This is a genomic window from Tsuneonella sp. HG094 (assembly GCF_053819285.1).
Genome location: NZ_JBSORA010000001.1, coordinates 2,064,861 through 2,084,323, shown reverse-complemented (window position 1 = coordinate 2,084,323; position 19,463 = coordinate 2,064,861). Strand labels below are relative to the sequence as shown.

The 19,463-nt window shown below is 64.2% G+C and carries 20 protein-coding genes; 9 read left to right on the top strand and 11 right to left on the bottom strand.

Annotated features, from left to right (window positions below; all coding sequences use genetic code 11):
• Positions 1-24 precede the first annotated feature (24 nt).
• From ACWPMX_RS10350 to ACWPMX_RS10325, 6 genes are read right to left on the bottom strand one after another with little or no spacing between them, the layout of a single operon-like run.
• Positions 25-162: a hypothetical protein gene (locus ACWPMX_RS10350; protein ID WP_455699927.1), complete on the bottom strand. Its 138-nt coding sequence runs from the start codon at positions 160-162 to the stop codon at positions 25-27.
• On the bottom strand, positions 156-1,346 hold the full coding sequence (locus tag ACWPMX_RS10345) for a conjugal transfer protein TraB (RefSeq protein WP_455699926.1): 1,191 nt from the start codon (positions 1,344-1,346) through the stop codon (positions 156-158). The genes ACWPMX_RS10350 and ACWPMX_RS10345 overlap by 7 nt, the downstream gene beginning before the upstream one ends.
• Complete coding sequence (locus ACWPMX_RS10340; protein ID WP_455699925.1) at positions 1,346-2,167, bottom strand: type-F conjugative transfer system secretin TraK; 822 nt, start codon at positions 2,165-2,167, stop codon at positions 1,346-1,348. Before ACWPMX_RS10340 ends, ACWPMX_RS10345 begins: the two co-directional genes overlap by 1 nt.
• Complete coding sequence (locus ACWPMX_RS10335) at positions 2,164-2,730, bottom strand: type IV conjugative transfer system protein TraE (RefSeq protein WP_455699924.1); 567 nt, start codon at positions 2,728-2,730, stop codon at positions 2,164-2,166. The genes ACWPMX_RS10340 and ACWPMX_RS10335 overlap by 4 nt, the downstream gene beginning before the upstream one ends.
• Positions 2,731-2,743: 13 nt before the next feature.
• Entirely contained in the window at positions 2,744-3,031 is a 288-nt protein-coding gene (traL, locus tag ACWPMX_RS10330; protein WP_057883310.1) for a type IV conjugative transfer system protein TraL, read from the bottom strand.
• 29 nt (positions 3,032-3,060) lie between these two features.
• Positions 3,061-3,372, bottom strand: a complete 312-nt coding sequence (locus tag ACWPMX_RS10325; protein WP_455699923.1) for a hypothetical protein — start codon at positions 3,370-3,372, stop codon at positions 3,061-3,063.
• A 205-nt stretch (positions 3,373-3,577) separates the two neighbouring features.
• On the opposite strand from ACWPMX_RS10325, the gene ACWPMX_RS10320 reads away from it, so the two are divergent.
• Together ACWPMX_RS10320 and ACWPMX_RS10315 are read left to right on the top strand one after the other, a co-directional pair.
• Positions 3,578-4,237 carry a hypothetical protein gene (locus ACWPMX_RS10320; RefSeq protein WP_455699922.1) on the top strand — a complete coding sequence of 220 codons (660 nt, stop codon included), beginning with the start codon at positions 3,578-3,580 and terminating at the stop codon, positions 4,235-4,237.
• The gene (locus ACWPMX_RS10315) at positions 4,230-4,445 is read left to right on the top strand and encodes a helix-turn-helix transcriptional regulator (protein WP_057883312.1); all 216 of its coding nucleotides are present in this window, start codon (positions 4,230-4,232) and stop codon (positions 4,443-4,445) included. Before ACWPMX_RS10320 ends, ACWPMX_RS10315 begins: the two co-directional genes overlap by 8 nt.
• Before the next feature lie 123 nt (positions 4,446-4,568).
• On the opposite strand, the gene ACWPMX_RS10310 is transcribed toward ACWPMX_RS10315, so the two are convergent.
• Positions 4,569-4,952 carry a MerR family transcriptional regulator gene (locus ACWPMX_RS10310; protein WP_455699921.1) on the bottom strand — a complete coding sequence of 128 codons (384 nt, stop codon included), beginning with the start codon at positions 4,950-4,952 and terminating at the stop codon, positions 4,569-4,571.
• On the opposite strand from ACWPMX_RS10310, the gene ACWPMX_RS10305 reads away from it, so the two are divergent.
• The 7 genes from ACWPMX_RS10305 to lpdA all read left to right on the top strand — a co-directional run bounded on the left by ACWPMX_RS10305 (position 4,912) and on the right by lpdA (position 11,618).
• On the top strand, positions 4,912-5,736 hold the full coding sequence (locus ACWPMX_RS10305; protein ID WP_455699920.1) for a class I SAM-dependent methyltransferase: 825 nt from the start codon (positions 4,912-4,914) through the stop codon (positions 5,734-5,736). The two genes, ACWPMX_RS10310 and ACWPMX_RS10305, sit on opposite strands and share 41 nt — an antisense overlap.
• 33 nt (positions 5,737-5,769) lie before the next feature.
• Positions 5,770-6,405: a cation diffusion facilitator family transporter gene (locus ACWPMX_RS10300; protein WP_120717221.1), complete on the top strand. Its 636-nt coding sequence runs from the start codon at positions 5,770-5,772 to the stop codon at positions 6,403-6,405.
• Positions 6,402-8,357 carry an FTR1 family protein gene (locus tag ACWPMX_RS10295; RefSeq protein WP_455699919.1) on the top strand — a complete coding sequence of 652 codons (1,956 nt, stop codon included), beginning with the start codon at positions 6,402-6,404 and terminating at the stop codon, positions 8,355-8,357. Before ACWPMX_RS10300 ends, ACWPMX_RS10295 begins: the two co-directional genes overlap by 4 nt.
• A gap of 47 nt (positions 8,358-8,404) precedes the next feature.
• Positions 8,405-8,971 (top strand): signal peptidase II, encoded by a 567-nt coding sequence (gene lspA / locus ACWPMX_RS10290; RefSeq protein ID WP_131621708.1) that lies wholly within the window; start codon positions 8,405-8,407, stop codon positions 8,969-8,971.
• Positions 8,968-9,543, top strand: coding sequence for a hypothetical protein (locus ACWPMX_RS10285; RefSeq protein WP_455699918.1), 576 nt, complete (start codon positions 8,968-8,970; stop codon positions 9,541-9,543). The genes lspA and ACWPMX_RS10285 overlap by 4 nt, the downstream gene beginning before the upstream one ends.
• A gap of 134 nt (positions 9,544-9,677) precedes the next feature.
• Positions 9,678-10,199, top strand: a complete 522-nt coding sequence (locus tag ACWPMX_RS10280; RefSeq protein WP_455699917.1) for a cytochrome P450 — start codon at positions 9,678-9,680, stop codon at positions 10,197-10,199.
• A 9-nt stretch (positions 10,200-10,208) separates the two neighbouring features.
• Positions 10,209-11,618 (top strand): dihydrolipoyl dehydrogenase, encoded by a 1,410-nt coding sequence (gene lpdA / locus ACWPMX_RS10275; protein ID WP_455699916.1) that lies wholly within the window; start codon positions 10,209-10,211, stop codon positions 11,616-11,618.
• A 109-nt stretch (positions 11,619-11,727) separates the two neighbouring features.
• Here lpdA and ACWPMX_RS10270 read toward each other — a convergent pair whose 3' ends face one another.
• The 4 genes from ACWPMX_RS10270 to ACWPMX_RS10255 form a co-directional block, all read right to left on the bottom strand.
• Complete coding sequence (locus ACWPMX_RS10270) at positions 11,728-12,321, bottom strand: cation diffusion facilitator family transporter (RefSeq protein ID WP_455699915.1); 594 nt, start codon at positions 12,319-12,321, stop codon at positions 11,728-11,730.
• Positions 12,318-14,885 carry a heavy metal translocating P-type ATPase gene (locus ACWPMX_RS10265; protein ID WP_455699914.1) on the bottom strand — a complete coding sequence of 856 codons (2,568 nt, stop codon included), beginning with the start codon at positions 14,883-14,885 and terminating at the stop codon, positions 12,318-12,320. The genes ACWPMX_RS10270 and ACWPMX_RS10265 overlap by 4 nt, the downstream gene beginning before the upstream one ends.
• 34 nt (positions 14,886-14,919) lie before the next feature.
• The gene (locus ACWPMX_RS10260; protein WP_455699913.1) at positions 14,920-18,171 is read right to left on the bottom strand and encodes an efflux RND transporter permease subunit; all 3,252 of its coding nucleotides are present in this window, start codon (positions 18,169-18,171) and stop codon (positions 14,920-14,922) included.
• Between the two features lie 91 nt (positions 18,172-18,262).
• Positions 18,263-19,459 (bottom strand): efflux RND transporter periplasmic adaptor subunit, encoded by a 1,197-nt coding sequence (locus tag ACWPMX_RS10255; RefSeq protein ID WP_455699912.1) that lies wholly within the window; start codon positions 19,457-19,459, stop codon positions 18,263-18,265.
• Between the last annotated feature and the right edge of the window lie 4 nt (positions 19,460-19,463).

Below are 19,463 nucleotides of genomic sequence, written 5' to 3'. Positions count from 1 at the left end.
ACAATTCCTGGTCCCGCGTAAGCGTCATTTCAGCCACCCGAAAGCGCCCGCGATCGCCAACAGCATCGCGGCCCCGATCAGCCACGCTTCGAGATGGAGTTTCCAGGCGTTCGCTTCATCCTCGGCGCGCTCCGCGTCGGTCTGCCAATCGCGCATCAGCACCACGTCTCCCGTCGCCCGGTCCAAGTGCGGGCAAAATTTTCCGATACAAGCTGATCGCCCAATGACCGGCCGCTTCGCATTATGACGCGAAGCTTGCGTCCGTATTGGTCTTTGTCGCGGCTTCCGATGGGGCGCAGTTCGAACTCGCCTTCATTGAGCAACACCACAAGCCGATCGCGCGCACGAATTCCTCTCTCGTACTCGACATCGCATTGCGGCGAAGAAATCTCAGGCGTGACCTCGCTCACCGCGTAGCGGCCGCCGGGCTGCGCGCAGGTCATCCGCGCGAGCTTGACGTAGACCTTCTCGGCCGAGAGATCGCCGCGCGCCGCGCCGTTGACGAGGCACCCAGTAAGATCGGTGGTCAGCAGCCGCTTGCCGCTCAGGACCGATCGCGCGGGACCGGTGATCCTGAGCACAACGGGCAGCGGATCGGTCTGGCTGGCAACGCCGGTCGAAGCATCGACCCCGACGATCACGCGCGCCGGCGCATAGGAATTGGGCGGCAGGTAGTCGCGGCTCGCCTCGAGTATCAGCGCGGGCGCGCGTTCTGTCGCCGGGCGGCTTTTTGCCTCACCCGCCTCGCCGAAGCTGAGCGTGCTGAGGCCTCCGGCCTGCGGACCCGGTGCGAGCGCGTCGTCCTGTTGCGGCCCCCGTTGCGGCTGCGGCGGCGTGACACCCGGCCCATAAATCGGCGGCGGAACGGCCGGCGCCGAAGGCTCGGCCTGGCGAACCTGCCGAAGCTCGCCGCGCAAGGCGGCGTTCTCGGCCGAAATCGCATCGATCGCCGTCTGCCCGTCGCTGCGCATCTGCGCGTTTTCGGAGCGCAGCGCTTCGAGCTCCTCCTCGATCGCGGGCCGCGGCACTTGCGTTTCCTGCAGGTCCTTGATCGCGCGGCCCTGCGCATCGAGCCGGTTGCCATAGGTGGCGACGAATTCGCGCTGAGACAGGTTGCGGTTGACGAGACCGCCGGTGTCGATGGTCGCCGCGCCTTCTGCCGTGGCGCCGCCATCCTCCTCGCCGCCGAAGACGATCCACGACCCGCCGATCAGGACAAATCCGCCGATGCCCGCGAGCAGCAGCTTCTGCCGCCTGGCGATCTGGGTGTTGAGGGTGCGGCGGCCTTCCGCCTGACCGGCATCATTGGGCGCGCGTTCGAGCGCCGTCTCGGTTGCGTTAGCCATCATTCGGGTCCTCCAGTCGCGAAGACAAGGAAGGCGCTGGTCGCTTCGCCGGGAGGCAGCGTGTCGCGGCCGTAGGCGAAGGCGAGCGCGCCCGCGGGCGCCTCGCGTTCCTCGCCGAGCGAGATCGGCTCCTTGCCCAAGTTGCGGATGAGGAAGCGCTGGCCCGTCAGCGCCGCGCCGTCATACTGCGCGACCTGCTGAACCTCGATCCCGCCGGTGCGGCGCGGCCGCGACAGCTCGGCGCGCGCCGAGAAGCCCGGCAGCACCCCATCGCTCGCCATCGCCTCGATCAAGCGGATCGCGGCTTCGTCTTGTCCGCTTTCCTGCTCCCACTCGGCCGCCTCGCCGCGGACGAGCGCCGGATTGGTGATGAACAGCTGGCCCGCCTCCGGGCCGCCGAGGCGGCAGGCGAACCTGTAGACGTAGCCGGCCTTGCTGGTGGCGAAGAAACTGATCTTGTCGGAGGCGAACTGCGGCGGCACCGAGATGTAGATGTCGCCGCGCACCGGCTCGTGCGTCACCTGAAAGTCGTTGTAGGGAAAGCCGCTGGCGATCTTCGAGACATTGGCGAAGCCGTCCTCGACGAGTGCGATGCGCGTCAGTTCGCCGCGCGCGAGTTCGCAGTCGATCGTCGCGTTGTCCGCCGCCTCGACGAACTGGTCGGCGTGCGCAGGGACCGCGACCAGCGCGAACGATGCCGCCACGAAGGCCGCGCCAATCGCGCGCAGGCCGCTGTCGGGAACCCGGGCCGCGCCGATGCAGAAACAGGCAAGGCCGGTCCCGGCGAGCGCTGCGCTCAGCGGAGTTGCAAAGAGGCTCATTGTGGTTGCTCCTCGTCTGTTGAGATTTGCTCGAAGCCGGTAAGGCCAAGCGAAAGCCCGCGCTTCGCCCAGGCGAAACGGAAGGTCCGCTCCTGACTTGCGATCACCTGCGCTCCGACGAACGTCTTGAGCGTGCCGGTGACGGTTGCGGTGAGGCTCCTAATGTCGACGCGCATCGCGCGGATCACGAAGGCCTGGCTGACGTCGGAGCCGCGCTGCTCGTCGACGATCTTGACCAGCTCGGCCTTGAGGCGGCCGTGCGCCGCCGGATCGGCCACTTTCAGGATCTGCTCCATCCAGTAGTCGAGGCTTTCGGGCGCCCGGTTGAGCAGCATCAGCGCGGTGTCGCGGGTGACGAGCTCGAGGTAGTGCGTATCGATCCCGCCGCTCGAGACTGTCAGCGTCTCGGCGGTGACCGGCACGAGAACAACCTGCTCATCGCGGGTGATTGCGGCGCCGATACCCAGCACGCTGGTCGCTGCCAGAATGGCGCTCAGCCCTGCGAAGCGGTTGCGCTGAGCGAGATACCGTTGGGCCTGCGCATGCGCGAATTCGGTTTGCATGTCGGTCCTCCTCTCAGCCGGCCAGCAGGCGGCAATGGGAGGGCGGCGTGGCTTTCAATCCCAGGAAGCTCCCGGGCAGATACCAGTAGGCAGCATGCACCAGTTTCGACCCAGCATTGCCTGCCTTCGCCTTCCGCAGGGCGAACCAGGTCACGACCGATAGGCCCGTGCCGATGATGATGTGCTGCGCAAGAATGCCCCAGGCGAACGGGACGAGAAGTCCCGCGAACTCGTCGATGGTCCAGAAGCCGATGAGCTCCGGATCGTCGAGCCGCCGTGGAACAAGGTATCTGTCGGCCATGATGCCGCCCTCCTGCCGAGTGACCGCTGTCAGATGACCGCGGTCACGACCGAGGTGACGATCGGCACGCCGGTGCCGACGCCGATCCCGACACCCACCGGCACCGCCACCTGACCGAGCGCAAAGCGCCCCGAGGCCAGTGCAATGAGGCCGCCGGCGAGCGACATGACGGTGATGATCTTGCCGCCCGAACCTTCGAGAAAGTCGGTGAACTTCTGCAGTGCCGGATCGAAAGTGGTGTCGGCGCCTGCATAGGCGGCACCGGCGCAGGCGAGCGCTACAATGGCGGGAAGAATGTAGTCGCGGCCCCGGGGGCGGGGGGCGCTGAGCGGCTTGGTCATCATCGGGAGGAACTCCGGGAAGGTTGAACATCGAACCAGCGAGCGTGTTCGCTGTATGTTCATTCCTCGCCTCGAAGTCGCGGTGTAGGAAATGGCCGAGTAGGTTTCGGCTCTATCGACCAAGCGAAAAGCGACCTGGAGGAGGGTCTGGGCCGGGTTTCGCGCTGGTCGGGCGGCGAATCGCGCAAACCTGGCTGCATTCTGCGTGGGGCGTGCCGCGAATTGCGATCCGGCAGCCGGAATCCGCGCGAATCGCCATAGGAAGCTGATTCGTTCTTTCCTCTCTGTTCCCTTCTTGTTCTTTTCGTTTTCCTACAGGCTTCCTTCGCGGTTAGCCGTCGAGTCGATCACCAACACGCGAAAGGATTCGTCGATGACCAACATGGCGCTCTTTGCCGAACAGCAGGTTCGCGCAGACCTCGCCCGGCTCCTGCTTGCCGCAGTCGGGGCCAGCGGCCGGACGCGCTGCGATATCGCGCGCGACGCGCAGATTCATAAGGACGCCCTGCGCCGTGTTTTGGCAGGCGAGCGCTCTGCCAGCCTTGGCGAGGCCTTGCGCATTCTTGCCGCGAGCGGCGTTACCCCCCAGGCCCATATCCTGCTGTTCCTCGTCAGCAGCGGCGATCATGCGATCGCTTGGCTGCAATCTGATCTCGCGCAGTTCTTCGAGGACTTTACCAGCGAGCTGCCGTCAGCCCTTGAACGTGTCTTGGGCAATCAGGTCCACAACGTGAGGCCGCGCTGGGCCAAGGGCACGGCGCACCGCGTCGCCCGGCTCCTGTCCGACCATATCGAGGAACTCGAACGCAGGGATGCGCTGCTTGGTGACGGTTTCCCCTCGAGCCAGGGAGGCCATCATGGGTGAGGCGATCGATCCTGCAGCGCCTGAGCCGCGCAAGGTCCCGCGCCTTATCCGTCTCCCTGAAGTCAAGCACCGGGTCGGACTGGGCAGGTCGACGATCTACCGCTGGATGGCCGAGGGCAGGTTTCCGAAACCGGTCCAGCTTGGGGGCTATGTGGTGGCGTGGCCAGAAGATGAAATCGAGCACTGGATTTCCGCGAGACTAGAATGATCATCCATAACGTCGACTGGGACAGCGGGCTCAGCTTAATGAGTCGGCTTTTCCGCTCCTGCTTGCCCCGCGGCGGCGGTCATCTCCGTGTGTACGCAGGCAATCTGGATGGCGGGCGGGCTGCTAGGCGCCAAGGCTATCCATGATCCGGCATTCTGAAACCGATCCGCCCGCGCAGGAACGAGCGATTTGTTCGAGTTCATCGCGCAGAAGCGCGAGCCTGGCGATTTTTTCGTTCACATCGTCGAGGTGCCGCACCGCGATTTGCGTCACTTCGTCGCATGGTCTTTCAGGATCGTCACTCAGCGCGAGCAGCGACCGGATCTCCTGGGTTTCGAACCCTAGCTTCCTTGCGTGCCGGATGAAGCGCAGTCGTTCCAGATCACCCGCACCGTAAGTCCGCCGGCCTGATTGGGTCCGCGCTGCGCGGCGCATCAGCCCGATCTCTTCATAGAAGCGGATCGTGTTGACCTTCGTTCCGGTTGCGGCGGCAAGATCGCCTATCATCAACATCTTCGACATTCCGCTTGATCCTCCAGTCACTGGAGGATGTAGGAGAACGAAGAGCCGCCGCCAAGGCCGGAGTGGAGACGCCCGCAAGATGCATAGCAACCATTTCACTCCCGCACTGGGAAGACCGGGGCTAACGCGTGCCTATGACCTGGCGATCCGACTCTTGACGCGTGAGACCGTCTGGCGGAGCGAACTTCTTCGACAGGTCGCGCCGCACAACAACGAGACGATCATCGATGTCGGCTGCGGTACCGGTACATTCGCGCTGATGTTGAAGCGCGCGGCGCCGGGAGCCCGGATTACCGCGATCGATCCGGACCCACACGTGCTCGCACTAGCTCGGAAGAAGGCCGAGGCCGCTGGCATCGAGATCGCCTGGCGGCAAGGGTTTGCTCGGGACGTCGCCGGTCTTGGCGGAAGCTACGACAAGGCCGTGTCGAGCCTGGTCTTCCATCAGGTGCCGCTCGCGGGCAAACGAGAGGGTGTGGCGGCGATGTTCGCTAGCATCAGGCCGGGTGGCGAAGTCCACATCGCGGATTACGCTCACCAAAGCGGCGCGTTGATGCGTGCGCTGTTCCGCCTGACGGTCCAGGCGATCGACGGCCTGGCAGACACCCAGCCAAACGCAGACGGGGCGTTGGAGAGCATCCTTTCCGACTATGATGAGGCCGCCGTCGCACCTCAAGCCGTCGTGCCGACCGCCACCGGTGCGATCAGCCTCTTCAAGGCGATAAGGCCAATCCAAAACAATTGCGACACGTTCGCAGAAAGGGCTTGATCCTCCAGCGGCTGGAGGTTGTAGGGACCGGCAATGGAAGCGAACGAATCAGACGGCTGCGGCTGCACCGGCGACACCAAGCGGGCCCAAACCGATCCCGCGTACCGCCGCGCGCTGTGGTGGGTGGTCATCCTCAATGTGGGCTTTGGCCTCGTCGAGATCGTCGGCGGATTCATCGCCAACAGCCAGGCGCTGAAAGCTGACGCGCTCGATTTTCTCGGTGACGGCTCGATCACTTTCGTCGGTCTGCTCGCTCTCGGATGGGCGGCATCCACCCGGGCGCGAATAGCGATGACACAGGGGCTCTTTCTCGGCGCGCTCGGCCTCGCCGTCATCGCCATGGCCATTTGGCGCGCTCTGAACGCCATTCCGCCGGAGCCCGAGCTGATGGGGGGCATCGGCATCGCAGCGCTGATCGTGAACGTGACCGCGGCCCTGATCCTCGCTCGTTTCCGGGACGGTGGCGACGCACAAGCCCGAGCGATCTGGCTGTTCTCGCGCAACGACGCGATCAACAACGTGGCGGTAATCGCGGCAGCTGCGCTCGTCTTCTTCCTCGACAGCGCGTGGCCCGACATCATCGTGGCTGCCGTAATTGCCGTAATTTTCCTGCAGTCGGCGTGGGAGATCATCCGAGACGCTGGCGGCGAGTTGCGTGCGAAGGCATGACGACTTTCCGCTACCTCAGGGCGTTGGCCCTCGCGCTTCTGCTCGGCTGCGTCCTCGCCGCTCCGGCCCGTGCGCAGACGGCGCCGGCTCAGACCATATGGCGTCTTCTGGACTATATCGCAGTCGATTACGCAGGTGCGGTCTCTGACGGCCGAGTGGTGAACGAGGCCGAATACGTCGAGATGGTGGAGTTCTCCGCGAGCGTGCGCCAGCGCCTCGGCGAGCTAGCGCCAACCGAAGCGCGGGCAAACCTGCTGCAAGGAGCAAAGCGACTTGAGGCCGATATCGCTGCGAAGGCGGCCCCGGAAAGCATCGCCACGTCGGCCCGGCAGCTGGGAAGAGTCCTCTTGGCTGCTTACCCGGTGCCGCTCGCCCCGTCGAACCTGCCCGATCTCAGCCGAGGCGCAACGCTCTATGCTCAGAACTGCGCCAGCTGCCATGGATCGATGGGCGACGGGCGAGGTTCGGCGGCAGGCGGCATGGACCCGCCTCCGATCGACTTCACCGACGAGGCTAGAGCGCGTGAACGGAGCCTCTTCGGCCTCTATCAGGTCATCGAGCAGGGCCTCGAAGGCACGGCCATGCCTTCCTTTGCACAGCTCAGCCCTGATGACCGATGGGCGCTCGCATTCCACGTTGGCCGCTACGCGTATCCAAACAAGCTTGCTCGCTCTGGAGAGACGGCCTGGTCGAATGACGATGCGCTGCGCCGCCTGATCCCGAACATGACTGTCTTGGCCGGCATGACCCCGGCGCAGCTCGAAGAGAAGCTGGGAGCTGAGAAGGCGCGGGCCGTCACCGCCTATTTGCGCGGCAATCCAGAGGCTCTTTCCGGAGCGGAGGGCTCACTCAGTCTGGCCAAGGAGCGATTGCAGGAGGCGCTCGACGCCTACGAGGCTGGCCAGCGGGCGAGAGCAACCGATCTGGCGCTTTCTGCCTACCTCGACGGTTTCGAGCCCGTTGAGCCGCTCCTGACCGCGCGTGATGCTTCGCTGATGAGGCGGATCGAAGGGGCGATGGCCGAGCTGCGCGCCCGCATCGGCCGCGGCACGCCGGTGGACGAGGTGCGAGCGCAAGTCGCGATAGTACAGACCCTCTTCACAGACGCCGAGGTTCAGCTCAGCCCCGACAAGGCCAGCACTGCATCCAGCTTCCTGGGTGCCTTCACCATTCTCCTTCGGGAAGGGCTGGAGGCGCTTCTCCTCGTTATCGCGATGATCGCGTTCCTCAGGAAGGCCGATCGCCAGGATGTGCTGGGCTATGTTCATGGCGGGTGGGTGGCAGCGCTGGTGGCTGGCGTAGCCACCTGGGCGGCAGCGACCTATCTGATCAGCGTAAGCGGAGCGAGCCGCGAGCTGACCGAAGGCTTCGGTTCGATCTTGGCTGCGGTAATTCTCCTGTCGGTCGGAATCTGGATGCACGGGAAAGCTCAGGCCGGGGCATGGCAGCGCTACATACACGAGCGGCTCAGCAAGGCGCTCTCGAAGCGGTCTGCCTGGTTCCTTTTTGGGCTTACCTTCCTCGTCGTCTATCGCGAAGTGTTCGAAACGGTTCTCTTCTATGCAACGCTCTGGAACCAGGGAAATTCGGGCGCTGTCGCAGCGGGAGCGCTCGCGGCCATCGTTCTGCTTGCAGTGATCGCTGTGGCCATGCTTCGTTACAGCCAGAAAATTCCGATTGCGAAGTTCTTCACCTACAGCTCCGCGCTCATCGCCGTCCTGGCCGTGATCCTCGCAGGCAAGGGCGTATCGGCCCTTCAGGAAGCGGGGCTGATAGACGTGCGGCCGCTCGCAGTTGTCCCTCGGATCGACCTGCTTGGTCTCACGCCCACTGTTCAGTCGGTGCTCGCGCAGCTGTTCATGCTGGCCGCAGTGCTGTTCGGCTTCTGGTACAATCGGCGAGTGGCTCAACAGCGCTCCGCCCAGGTGGTTTCAATCGGCCGGCCGGCATGATCCGGAGGCAAGATCGAGGAGGGGTGCGGGGGGGGAGCCGGTCCGCGATGACGTGGCCAGATCTGCCCACGGCCCCGCGCGGCGCTGAGGAGCCCTTGCAACCGCCGTCCTCTCCACGGCGCGCTTCTGCAGCGTTCGCGGCGGCAATTGCGGCTGTTGCGGCCGACCAACTGACGAAGACGCAAGCCTTCGCTTATGTGGCGTACAATGGCGATCTCGAGCTGAACCCGTTTCTCGGGATCACCGCCGGCACCAACTCTGGCATCGCCTTCGGGCTGGCAACAGCGCTGCACCCCTTGCTGTTGGTCGGAATTGCCGTCGCAATCTGTGTGTGGATCCTGATCCTCATACGAGCGTCGCACGGCTTGCTGCGACAGGCCGCGCTCGGCACCATACTCGGCGGTGCGCTCGGCAACATTATCGACCGAGCGAGGCTGGGCGCGGTACGTGACATCATCGACCTTCACTGGGAAGGTTGGCACTGGCCCACCTTCAACCTTGCCGATGCGTTCATCCTTACCGGCTTGCTGTTGCTCGTCTTTCTTCCCGATCCAGCCCGATCCGAAATCGGCGACACCCCGGGCAGTGCCACGGCGGCCGAGCCAGGGAAATGAAGGCGCCACGCGGACCAAACTCAGATATCACCGCGGCGCTGCTCAAAGCTCCCTACGACTATGTCCGCCGCACCTGCGACGGTCTCGGTTGCGATTTCTTCGAGGCGCGGCTCCTGCTCCGCCGCACCACCTGCATGCGCGGCCCGCGAGCAGCCGCCTTATTCTATGACGAGAGCCGTTTTGTTAGGACGGGCGCCATGCCGGAGCCGGTACAGGCGACGCTGCTCGGCAAAGGTGGCGTCCAGGGTTCTGACGGAGCGACGCATCGCCGACGCAAGGCACTCTTCATGTCGTTCATGACGCCTGGCAATGTTGATGAGTTGGCGCGCCTAGTCGAGCGCCAGTGGTTCGAGGCCATTCCCGCTTGGAGCGCCGCCGGCCCCGTCCCGCTCTACGGCGCGATCCAGCCCATACTGATGCGGGCGGTGTGCAGCTGGGCCGGCGTGCCGTTGTCCGAGCCATTGGTTGAGGCGCGCACTCGCGACACAGTAGCGCTGTTCGACAAGGCGGCTGCGCTTGGCGTCGGGCATTTGCGGGCACGCTTCGCGCGCAGACGCTTACGAGCCTCATAAAGGAGGTGCGCCGAGAGCGACCCTTCACGCAGAGAACCGCTCTCGACGCGATCGCGCACCATCGGGACGGATCGGGCCGGCTGCTTCGGCCTCGCATCGCGGCGGTCGAGCTCCTGAACTTGATACGGCCGACAGTGGCGGTTTCAGTCTATATCGCGCTTCTCGCCCACGCCGTCAAAACCTACCCGGCCACCGTTCCCGCAGCGGATGATGCCGAAGGCTATGCGCATTTCACCCAGGAGGTCCGGCGGTTCTATCCCTTCTTCCCGGCGCTGATGGCGCGGGTCCGGCAGGAATTCCAATGGGAAGGCGTGGCCTTCCCGCTTGGGCGACGCGTCCTCCTCGATCTACACGGTACCAACATGGCGCAGGAATGGGGGGATCCCGAAGCGTTCCGGCCGGATCGGTTTGCCGAAGACCGGTACGATCCATTTCTGCTCGTGCCCCAAGGCGGGGGCAATCATTATGAGCATCATCGCTGCCCAGGCGAGGCGATCACCCTTGCGCTGATGAAGCTCGCGCTGCGCATGCTGACGGCATGCCTCGCTTTTGATGTGCCGGAGCAGAAGCTGGAGATTGATCGGAGCCGGATGCCCGCGCTGCCTGCGGACCGGTTCGTGCTTACTAGCGTTCAGGTCAGTGACCGGATTAGCTAGGACAACCCAATGAGCGACAGCTTCGACATCATCGTAATCGGCGGTGGCACCGCGGGCTACCCAGCAGCCATCCGCGCAGCTCAGCTAGGGATGAGCGTCGCCTGCATTGAACGTCGGCCCACGCTGGGCGGCACCTGTCTCAACGTCGGCTGCATTCCCTCCAAGGCCCTTCTCCATTCCACGGAATTGTTCGCTGAAGTGAGCGAAGGGCTGGAGCAGCACGGTATCGGTATCGGCGGCGTTGCCTTGAACTTGGCCCAGTTGATCGGGCGCAAGGACGAGGTCGTCGCCGGGCTTACCAAGGGCGTCGAGCACCTGTTGAAGAAAAACGGCGTCGAATGGGTGAGAGGAAGCGCCCGGTTCGAGGCTGCCGACCGGCTCACCGTTGACTTGGTCGAAGGCGGTGCCCGATCGCTGACCGCGAGCAAAGGCATACTCGTCGCGACTGGGTCCGACGTGGCGCGCCTGCCGGGGATCGATATCGACGAGATGAGCATCGTCTCCAACACCGGCGCACTCTCCTTGACGAGGGTGCCAGAGCATCTGGTCGTGATCGGCGGCGGCTATATCGGCCTCGAGCTTGGCTGCGTCTGGCGGCGTCTAGGGGCCAAGGTCACGGTGATCGAGTTCCTCGAAGGTATCGTCCCCAGCATGGATCGCGAAATTGCGCGGCATCTGCTCAAGGCACTGAAGCAGCAGGGCCTGGAATTTCATTTCGAAACCAAGGTAACCGGTGTCGAGAAGCGCCCTGACGACCTGCTCGTATCGGTCGAACCGGCTCAAGGCGGCGAAACCGAGACGCTCACCGCCGATGTCGTACTCGTCGCGGTGGGGCGCAGGCCGTACACCGACGGCCTGGAACTGGAGCGGGTGGGAATCACGCTGGATCCCAAGGGGCGCATTCCGGTCGAGCTTGGTTTCAAGACTCAGGTTTCAGGGATTTACGCGATTGGCGATGTGATTGCCGGACCGATGCTCGCGCATAAGACGACCTTGGATGGGGTGAGGTGCGTGGAAGGGATCGCCGGACGTTACGCTGGGGTAGACTACAACACCGTGCCGGCCGTCATCTACACCTCGCCCGAAGTCGCGAGCGTTGGACAAACCGAGGAGCAACTGAAGGCTGCTGGTGTCGAATACAAGTCTGGCACATTTCCATTTTTGGCGAACAGCCGCGCGCGCTGCAATGGCGACACCCGTGGAATCACCAAGCTGCTGGCGGATGCGAATACCGATCGTCTGCTCGGCGCCCATATTATTGGCCCTGACGCGGGAACGATGATCCCCGAAGCGGTGCTGTTGATGGAATATGGCGGAACGACCGAAGACCTCGCGCTGACGACCCATGCACATCCCACCTTGCCGGAGTCGCTGAAGGAAGCGGCTCTCGTCTTGCTTGGGCAAGGTATGCACATATGACCCGGCGCGGGACTGGCCTTTAACGACGCGATCAAAATCTCTCGAACGCTCGAATTTGTCCTCACGCCGGGGGGTCCCGCTTTTTCTGCTAGAGCAGAGCGGTCGAGAATTACTGGTGGGTGTCCTTGTGAGCATCACGCAAGATCTCAATCCCGCCATAAACCGCGATGCAGGCGACGGCGATGCCAACGACTAAATCGGGCCAGTTCGCCCCCGTCAGCATGACCGCGATTCCCGCAAGGACGATGCCGCCGTTCGAGACGAAGTCATTGAAGCTGAACGTCGTTGCCGCGCGCAAATTGACATCCTTGTTCTTCAGTTTGTTCAACAGGCGCAGGCACCACAGATTTACGACAGCAGCCACGATCGCCATGCCGATCATGAGCGCGCCGCCGGGAGTCGAGCCGTTGAGATAACGCTGCACAGCATCGGCCATCACACCGACGGCGAAGATCAGAAGCATCACGCCTGAGAATCGCGCGGCGCCTCGTTTCCAGCGACGTGACCGCGTCAGCGCCAACAGGCTCAAAGCATAGACAACTGCGTCCGAGGAATTGTCGACACCGTTGGCCAGGAGTGCATTCGAATCCCCCAGAAAAGCCGTCATGAAAAAGCCTGCCGCGATGGCGACGTTGAGCGCCAGGACCAGCCACAGGGTCTTTCGTTTGTCGGCCGAGCCGAGATCGAAATTGGCTTCGCTCATCCCTTGCGCTCCTTTGTGGCCGGTTTCCCGGCGAAAGGCACCTCTCGAAACGCCAGAAGCCGCAGCGCGTTGAAGACCACGATCAACGTCGATCCCTCGTGGGCAATGACGGCAGGCCCGATTCCAAGCCCGAGTATCGTGGCAGGCAGCAACACTGCCACCACACCCATGCTGACGAACACGTTCTGGCGGATGATCCGCCGCGTGCGCCGGCTAAGATCGACCGCGAACGGTAATTTGGACAGGTCGTCGGCCATCAGCGCGACATCGGCGGTTTCGAGCGCCACGTCGGACCCGGCCGCTCCCATCGCAATTCCGACCGTGGCCGTGGCAAGCGCGGGCGCATCGTTGACGCCGTCACCGACCATCGCGACTTTGCCCTCCGCTGCACGGAGCTTCTTGATCGCCTCGACCTTGTCTTCGGGCATGAGATCGCCCCAGGCGTCCTCGATGCCGACGCTCGCGGCGACGGCCTTGGCGACAGGTGTCGCATCGCCCGACAGCATGATCATCCGCGTAATGCCGAGTTCGCGCAAGCGTGCGGTCGTTGCCGGTGCCGCCGACCGAGGAGTGTCCATCAGCCCGATTACGCCAAGGTATCGCGCGCCCTGGCGAACGATCATGATGGTCCGGCCTTGGGAACGCAGTTCATCCGCCGAGGCCTTCACTGCATCGGGAAGCGGCTCGCCCCCCGCCTCGGCAAAGAGTTCGTCGCGTCCGATGTGAACGGTCAGGTCGTCGACCAGGGCTTCGACGCCGCGTCCCGTGATCGCGCGAACCGCGGTTGCGTTCGGCACCGGGCCGTTCAATCGCTCCGTGCCGTCACGCACAATGGCTGCCGCGAGCGGATGGTCGCTGTGCGCTTCCACCGCGACCGCCGTCTGCAACAATTCTTGCTCCGTTGCATCCGCCGCCGCAACGACATCCGTCACGCGCGGCCGCCCTTCGGTCAACGTTCCCGTCTTGTCGAAGGCAATAGCGCTCAGTGCGCCCAAGTTCTCGAGCGGCCCGCCGCCCTTCACGAGCACCCCGCCGCGCGCCGCCCGTGCCACGCCTGACAAGACCGCGCTCGGTGTTGCGATCGCGAGAGCACAGGGGCTGGCGGCGACCAGAACAGCCATCGCCCGATAGAAGCTGGCACTGAAGGGTTCGTCGATCACGACCCATGCAAACAGCAGCAGCACCACCAGTCCGAGAACGACCGGCACGAAAATGCGCTCGAACCTGTCGGTGAAGCGTTGCGTCGGAGACTTCTGCGTCTCCGCTTCGCTGACGAGCTTCACGACCTTGGCTAATGTCGTGTCGGAGGCGAGACGGGTGACCTGGATTGCCAGTGCGCCAGAGCCGTTGATCGTGCCCGCAAATATTCTGGACGTGGCCGCGACGCTGTCCGCTGCGGCCGCAGCGGCTGCCGGTTCCTCTACCGGCTGCTTGTCGACCGGAACGCTTTCGCCAGTCACCGGCGCCTGATTTACGCTGCTGGTGCCTTCGATCACGAACCCGTCAGCCGGCAAGCGCTCGTTGGGTTTGACGACGACGATGTCGCCGACGGCCAGCGCCTCGACAGGCACTTCCTCGCTGGCGCTGCCCCGCCGCACGACCGCCGTCTGCGGCGCTAGCTCTGCCAGCGCTTCGATCGCTTTCTTGGCGCGCCCCATGGCGTAATGCTCGAGCGCGTGGCCAAGGCTGAACAGGAACAGGAGCAAAGCTCCCTCGGCAAATTCGCCCAAAAGGGCCGCGCCGGCGGCCGCGACGAGCATCAACGTGTCGATCTCGAAGCGGCGCAGCTTCAGGGAATCGATGGCTTCGCGGACAGTGAAGAATCCGCCGAAGAAGTAGGCGGCAAGGTAGAGCGCAGTGGAGACAACCTCCGGCCCGGCCTCGGCCCAGGACAGTGCAAATCCGATAGCGAGCGCGACGCCGGAGATGAGCGCAAAATACAATTCGGTGTTCGACCCAAATACGCCGCCGTGCGCGTGGCTCCCGCCCTCGGCATGGTCATGGGAGTGATCGGCATCTTTGGCGTGGTCGTGCGCGTGCTTGCCGGCGGGGGTAGAAGTCGCGGTCGTAACGGGATCGGCAGAAGCGACCGAAACCCCTGTAGCGGGTGTACTAGAGCCTCGGCGACTTACGCCGAGCGAGGCAAGCGCCGACGTTATCTCTGCTTCGTCGATGAGGCGCCGGTCGAACTCCACCCTGAGCGCTCCGCTACCCGTTGCTTGCGCCTCGAACACTCCCTCGATACGGCACAGCGTTTCTCCCACGGTCCGCGCCCGCCGCTCCTGCTCGATCCCCTCGACCTGCCACACGAGGTGCCCAAAGCGAGCGGTCAGCGCGGCCCCGGCCGCGCGCGCCGCCTTGCGTATCTGTGCCAGCCCGACCTTCTCCGGATCGTAATGGACACACAGCTTTGCCGGCTCGTCCCCCATCGCAGCGATCACATGCGCGTCGCGCACGCCGTCACGCTCGGTCAGCTCGTCAAGCAGCCTCGCGACACAGCGATCCGCTTCATCAGGAACTGTCGGGAGAAGGAGCGGAAGGTCGAGGCGTGTGTGTGTCGTCACAAAGTGTTCTCCTCGAAGACAGGTCTTGGACGGATCATGCTGGCAGCGGTTCCGACCCAGGTATTCCGTCCTCGAAATCGCCCGGCTGATGGGCCTCCCCGCGCTTCCTCAAGATGAGATGGCTGATCGCGGGAAGGACGTAGAGGGTCATGATGGTGGCGACGATCAGGCCGCCGATGACCACGATCGCGAGCGGCTTCTGGACCTCTGCCCCTCGCCCGGTGGCCAGCGCCATGGGCACGAAGCCTATCGCCGGCACGATGCCGGTCATCAGTACCGCGCGGACCCGCTCCAGGGTGCCGTCGACGATCGCTTCGTCCACCGGTCGTCCAGCATCGATCCGCTGACGGACGCTGGTCATCACCACGAGACCGTTGAGCACCGTCACCCCCGATAGCACGATGAAACCGACCGCCGCCGAGATCGAGAACGGCAAGCCCGCCAGCGCCAATCCAAACGCGCCACCGGCGAGCCCCAGCGGAACTGCCGAATAGACGGCCAGCGAAGAGCGCAAATTGCTCACAGCCAGGAACAGAATGCCGAAAATGAGCAGGAATACCACTGGCACGATCAGGGTGATGCGCTGCGAGGCGGCCTGCAGGTTCTCGAACTGTCCTCCCCAGGTGATGGTGACTCCGGGCGGTAGCTTTATTTGCGCGACCCGTTCCTGCGCCTCCTCCACGTAAGAGCCGAGATCACGGCCCCTGACATTGGCCTGCACGACGACACGCCGCTGCCCATTTTCGCGACTGACCTGATTCAGGCCCTCCGAGGTTCGGAATGTGACCAGTTCGCGCAGCGGCACGGACGTGCCGGCACCGGAAGCGCCTTCCGGAAGCTGCACCGGAAGCGAGCCGACCACGTCGAGATCGTCGCGGTTGAGGTTGTCGAGCCGGACGATGATGTCGAAGCGCCGGTCGCCCTCGAACACCAATCCCGCTTCTCGTCCGCCCAGGGCGGCCGCGACCGTGTCGGTCACGTCTTCCATTGCCAGGCCGTAGCGAGCGATCGCTTCACGATCGAACTGCACCTCGAGCGTCGGGAACCCTTCGGTCTGTTCGACCTTGAGATCCGCGCTTCCCTCGACACTGCGCATCGCGGCCGCGACCTCTCCGGCAACGCGGTTCAGGACATCCATGTCGTCGCCGAAGACCTTTACCGCGATGTCCCCGCGAACACCCGCGATGAGCTCGTTGAAACGCAGCTCGATCGGTTGGCTCGTTTCGTAGGCGTTTCCGACCAAGCCCCCCAGCTTTTCGTCAATCCGGTCGAGAACATCCTCGCGGTTGTCGACCCCGTCCGGCCACTCGTCGCGCGGCTTCAGGATGATGAAGGCGTCGGACGCGTTCTGCGGCATCGGATCGGAAGCCACTTCGGCCGTACCTGTCTTCGAATACACATATGCCACCTCCGGAAGGCTCGACACCGCGCGCTCGACCGCCAGCTGCATCTTCGTCGACTGCTCCAGCGAGGTCGACGGCACGCGCAGCGATTGCATGGCCAGATCGCCCTCGTCGAGGGTGGGAATGAATTCGCGCCCCAGAGTGGTGAAGACAAGAAACGCCGCCGCCATGGTCGCTAGGCCGCCACCAATCCACGGCCACGGCCGCTGGACCACTTGGCGAAGCACAGGTTCGTACCGCTTTTTGTACCAAGCCACCGCCCTGACCTCCTTCTCAGCCACCTTGCCCCGGATCAGGACCGCGACCATGGCCGGCACGAAGGTCAGCGACAGGATGAAAGCTCCGACTAGCGCCAGCATGACCGTGATAGCCATCGGCGAGAACGTCTTGCCCTCGACGCCCGTGAAGGTGAGCAACGGCGCGAAGGTGAGCAGGATGATCGCCTGGCCGTAGATGGTCGGGCGAAGCATTTCCCTTGAGGCTTCGAACACTTCGTGAAGGCGTTCGGACAGGCTCAGCAGGCGCCCTTCATGATGCTGCCGTTCAGCCAGCCGGCGCAGGCAATTCTCGATAATGATGATCGATCCATCGACAATGAGGCCGAAATCGAGTGCGCCGAGGCTCATCAGATTTCCCGACACGCCGAAGCGGTTCATCCCGATGGCCATAAACAGGAAGGAAAGCGGGATCACGAGCGTGGCGATAATCGCCGCACGGATATTGCCGAGCAGCCAGAACAGCACGGCCGCGACGAGGATCGCGCCTTCAAGCAGGTTTTTCTCGACCGTGCCAATGGTTGCGTCGACCAGCGCGCCGCGGTCGTAGACCACCTTGACCTGGATCCCCGGCGGCATCGACTTCGCCACCTCTTCCAGACGCTCGCGAACGTCTTCGGCTACGATCCGACTGTTCCCGCCAAGCAGCATGAGGGCCGTCCCGACGACCACCTCACGCCCGTTCATCGAGGCGGAACCGGTTCTCAGATCGCCCCCGCTTTGCACGGTAGCAACATCGCGGACGAGCACTGCGACGCCGCCGCGGGTCCCTACGGCGGTGCGGCCAATCTCGTCTTCAGTCCGAATTCGGGCATCTGCGCGCACGAGAAACGCCTCGCCGGCTCGCTGTACAAAACCAGCCCCGATTGAGATATTCCCCCGCTCGAGGGCCTCGGCTAGCTCTGAAAAGGAGATGCCGTATGCAGCCATTCGGCTCGGGTCGGGTTGGACCACCAGCTGTTTTTCATACCCGCCGATCGAGTCGATCCCGGCAACTCCGTCGACACTGCGGAGCTGCGGCCGGACAACCCAATCCTGTATCGTTCTCAGATATGCGGCCTTCTGCACATCGGTCGTCAAACGTTCCCCGTCTGGCGTCAGGAAGTCTCCGTTGGGCTGAAACCCGGGCTGCCCTGCGATCATCCGGGATTCTTTGGAAAGTGGCCGCTTGTAGTCGACCGTCCACATGAGGATTTCGCCAAGCCCCGTCGAAAGGGGACCCATCTCAGGCTCGACGGCGTCCGGAAGGCTCTCTCGCGCCTGGTTAAGGCGCTCGGCTACCTGCTGCCGCGCGAAGAAGATATCCACGCTGTCCTCGAAGATCACCGTTACCTGGCTGAAGCCATTGCGCGAGATCGAGCGCGTGCTTTCTAGGCCGGGAATCCCGGCCATCGCCGTCTCAACCGGAAACGTGACCAGCCGCTCCATGTCGAGTGGACCCAAGGCCGGCGCCTGGGTGTTGATCTGCACCTGCTTGTTGGTGATGTCCGGCACTGCGTCGATCGGCAGGCGGAATAGCTGGTAGGCGCCATACGCCGCAACGAGCAGGGTAAGGGCGATGACCACCCAGCGAAATCGGACCGAAGCGTCGAGAAGACGATCTAACATAAATACGTTCCTGGGAGGCGTAAGCGGTCGGCAATGCCGAGATCAGCATCGCGGGCGCGGCCGAAGCCTCGAAAATGGGGAGGTGCCTGTATCAATGCTCGGCTTCGCTGGCGCCAAGCTGCGACTTGAGAACGAATGCGCCTTCAGTGGCGATCACGGCGCCCGGCTTGATGCCTCCGAGAATCTCGATGCGGCCACCGCTGCGTTGGCCCGCAGTCACGGGGGTTGCCTGGAAGCCGCCGTTCACCTGAACGAACACGACATCGCGGCCTTCCACCGATTGGACGGCACCCTCCGGGATGACGATGCGATTTCCAGTCGCGCCACCACGCGGCGTGATCCGGACCCGAAATGCCTGGCCCTGGGTCAGCCCGGCAGGAATGCCCGATGGAGACAGCACCACGGTTGCGGCGCGGCTCTCGGTGTCGAGCGAGGGTGTGGTCGATCGGACCACCGCATCCAGGGTCGCCCCATCGCCCAGCTCGATCACGGCCCGATCGCCTGGGCGGATGCGCTGAGCGTCTGACCACGGCACCGCCGCTTCGATCTGGACGCTGCGCGGGTTGGCGACCTCGAACAGCTCGGTCCCGGCCGATACAAAGGCGCCAAGCTCCGCATCCATCTTGGTAATCCGGCCGCTGATCAGGCTGCGGACGGCAATGTGCCGTCCGTCTGAGGTCACCCCGGCCGCGGTCACCGCCGCCTGGGTGCGGCGCAGCTCCGCCTGAGCCTGCGCAGCCTCGGCCTGGGCAGCCTCGAGATCCTGCCGAGCGGTGATCTTGGCATCGAACAGACGCCGCTCACGATTGAGCGCGGCGGCCGTCGCCTGCGCGCGGGCTGCGGCCGAAGCGCGCTCGGCCATGATCGCGGCCGCTTCGCGACTCTCGAGCAAGGCGACGGTCTCACCGGCACCGACTCCATCGCCGAGGCGCTTGTAGATGCTCGTGATCGCACCGTCCGCCCGAGCGGTCAGGGACGAGCGACCGGTCGGGGGAGCGGTCGCGGTCGCCTGGGCAAGGATTTCGGATCCAAGCGAGCCCGCAGTAATACGCTCGGTCCGAATTCCGACCGCGTCCAGATTTGCAAGCGGCACGGCCACAAACCCTTCGGGTCCGTGCTCCTCCTCGCCCTCTTCCTCGCCCGCCTCGGCTTCTTCGGCAGTCGCACCGGCTGCGGTCGGCTCGTCCGTAGCACGGCCGATAAGTATGCCGCCAACGCCCGCCAGCAAGGCGATGCCTCCGGCGATGGCGATGAGCTTTTTGCGATCATCAGTTGGATTGAGGTCCATGGTC

Coding starts and splice junctions, on each gene's coding strand:
- ACWPMX_RS10345 (WP_455699926.1), bottom strand. CDS start 1,346: ATGGCTAACGCAACCGAGACGGCGCTCGAACGCGCGCCCAATGATGCC.
- ACWPMX_RS10340 (WP_455699925.1), bottom strand. CDS start 2,167: ATGAGCCTCTTTGCAACTCCGCTGAGCGCAGCGCTCGCCGGGACCGGC.
- ACWPMX_RS10335 (WP_455699924.1), bottom strand. CDS start 2,730: ATGCAAACCGAATTCGCGCATGCGCAGGCCCAACGGTATCTCGCTCAG.
- traL (WP_057883310.1), bottom strand. CDS start 3,031: ATGGCCGACAGATACCTTGTTCCACGGCGGCTCGACGATCCGGAGCTC.
- ACWPMX_RS10325 (WP_455699923.1), bottom strand. CDS start 3,372: ATGACCAAGCCGCTCAGCGCCCCCCGCCCCCGGGGCCGCGACTACATT.
- ACWPMX_RS10315 (WP_057883312.1), top strand. CDS start 4,230: ATGGGTGAGGCGATCGATCCTGCAGCGCCTGAGCCGCGCAAGGTCCCG.
- ACWPMX_RS10310 (WP_455699921.1), bottom strand. CDS start 4,952: ATGATAGGCGATCTTGCCGCCGCAACCGGAACGAAGGTCAACACGATC.
- ACWPMX_RS10300 (WP_120717221.1), top strand. CDS start 5,770: ATGGAAGCGAACGAATCAGACGGCTGCGGCTGCACCGGCGACACCAAG.
- ACWPMX_RS10295 (WP_455699919.1), top strand. CDS start 6,402: ATGACGACTTTCCGCTACCTCAGGGCGTTGGCCCTCGCGCTTCTGCTC.
- lspA (WP_131621708.1), top strand. CDS start 8,405: ATGACGTGGCCAGATCTGCCCACGGCCCCGCGCGGCGCTGAGGAGCCC.
- ACWPMX_RS10285 (WP_455699918.1), top strand. CDS start 8,968: ATGAAGGCGCCACGCGGACCAAACTCAGATATCACCGCGGCGCTGCTC.
- lpdA (WP_455699916.1), top strand. CDS start 10,209: ATGAGCGACAGCTTCGACATCATCGTAATCGGCGGTGGCACCGCGGGC.
- ACWPMX_RS10270 (WP_455699915.1), bottom strand. CDS start 12,321: ATGAGCGAAGCCAATTTCGATCTCGGCTCGGCCGACAAACGAAAGACC.
- ACWPMX_RS10260 (WP_455699913.1), bottom strand. CDS start 18,171: ATGTTAGATCGTCTTCTCGACGCTTCGGTCCGATTTCGCTGGGTGGTC.
- ACWPMX_RS10255 (WP_455699912.1), bottom strand. CDS start 19,459: ATGGACCTCAATCCAACTGATGATCGCAAAAAGCTCATCGCCATCGCC.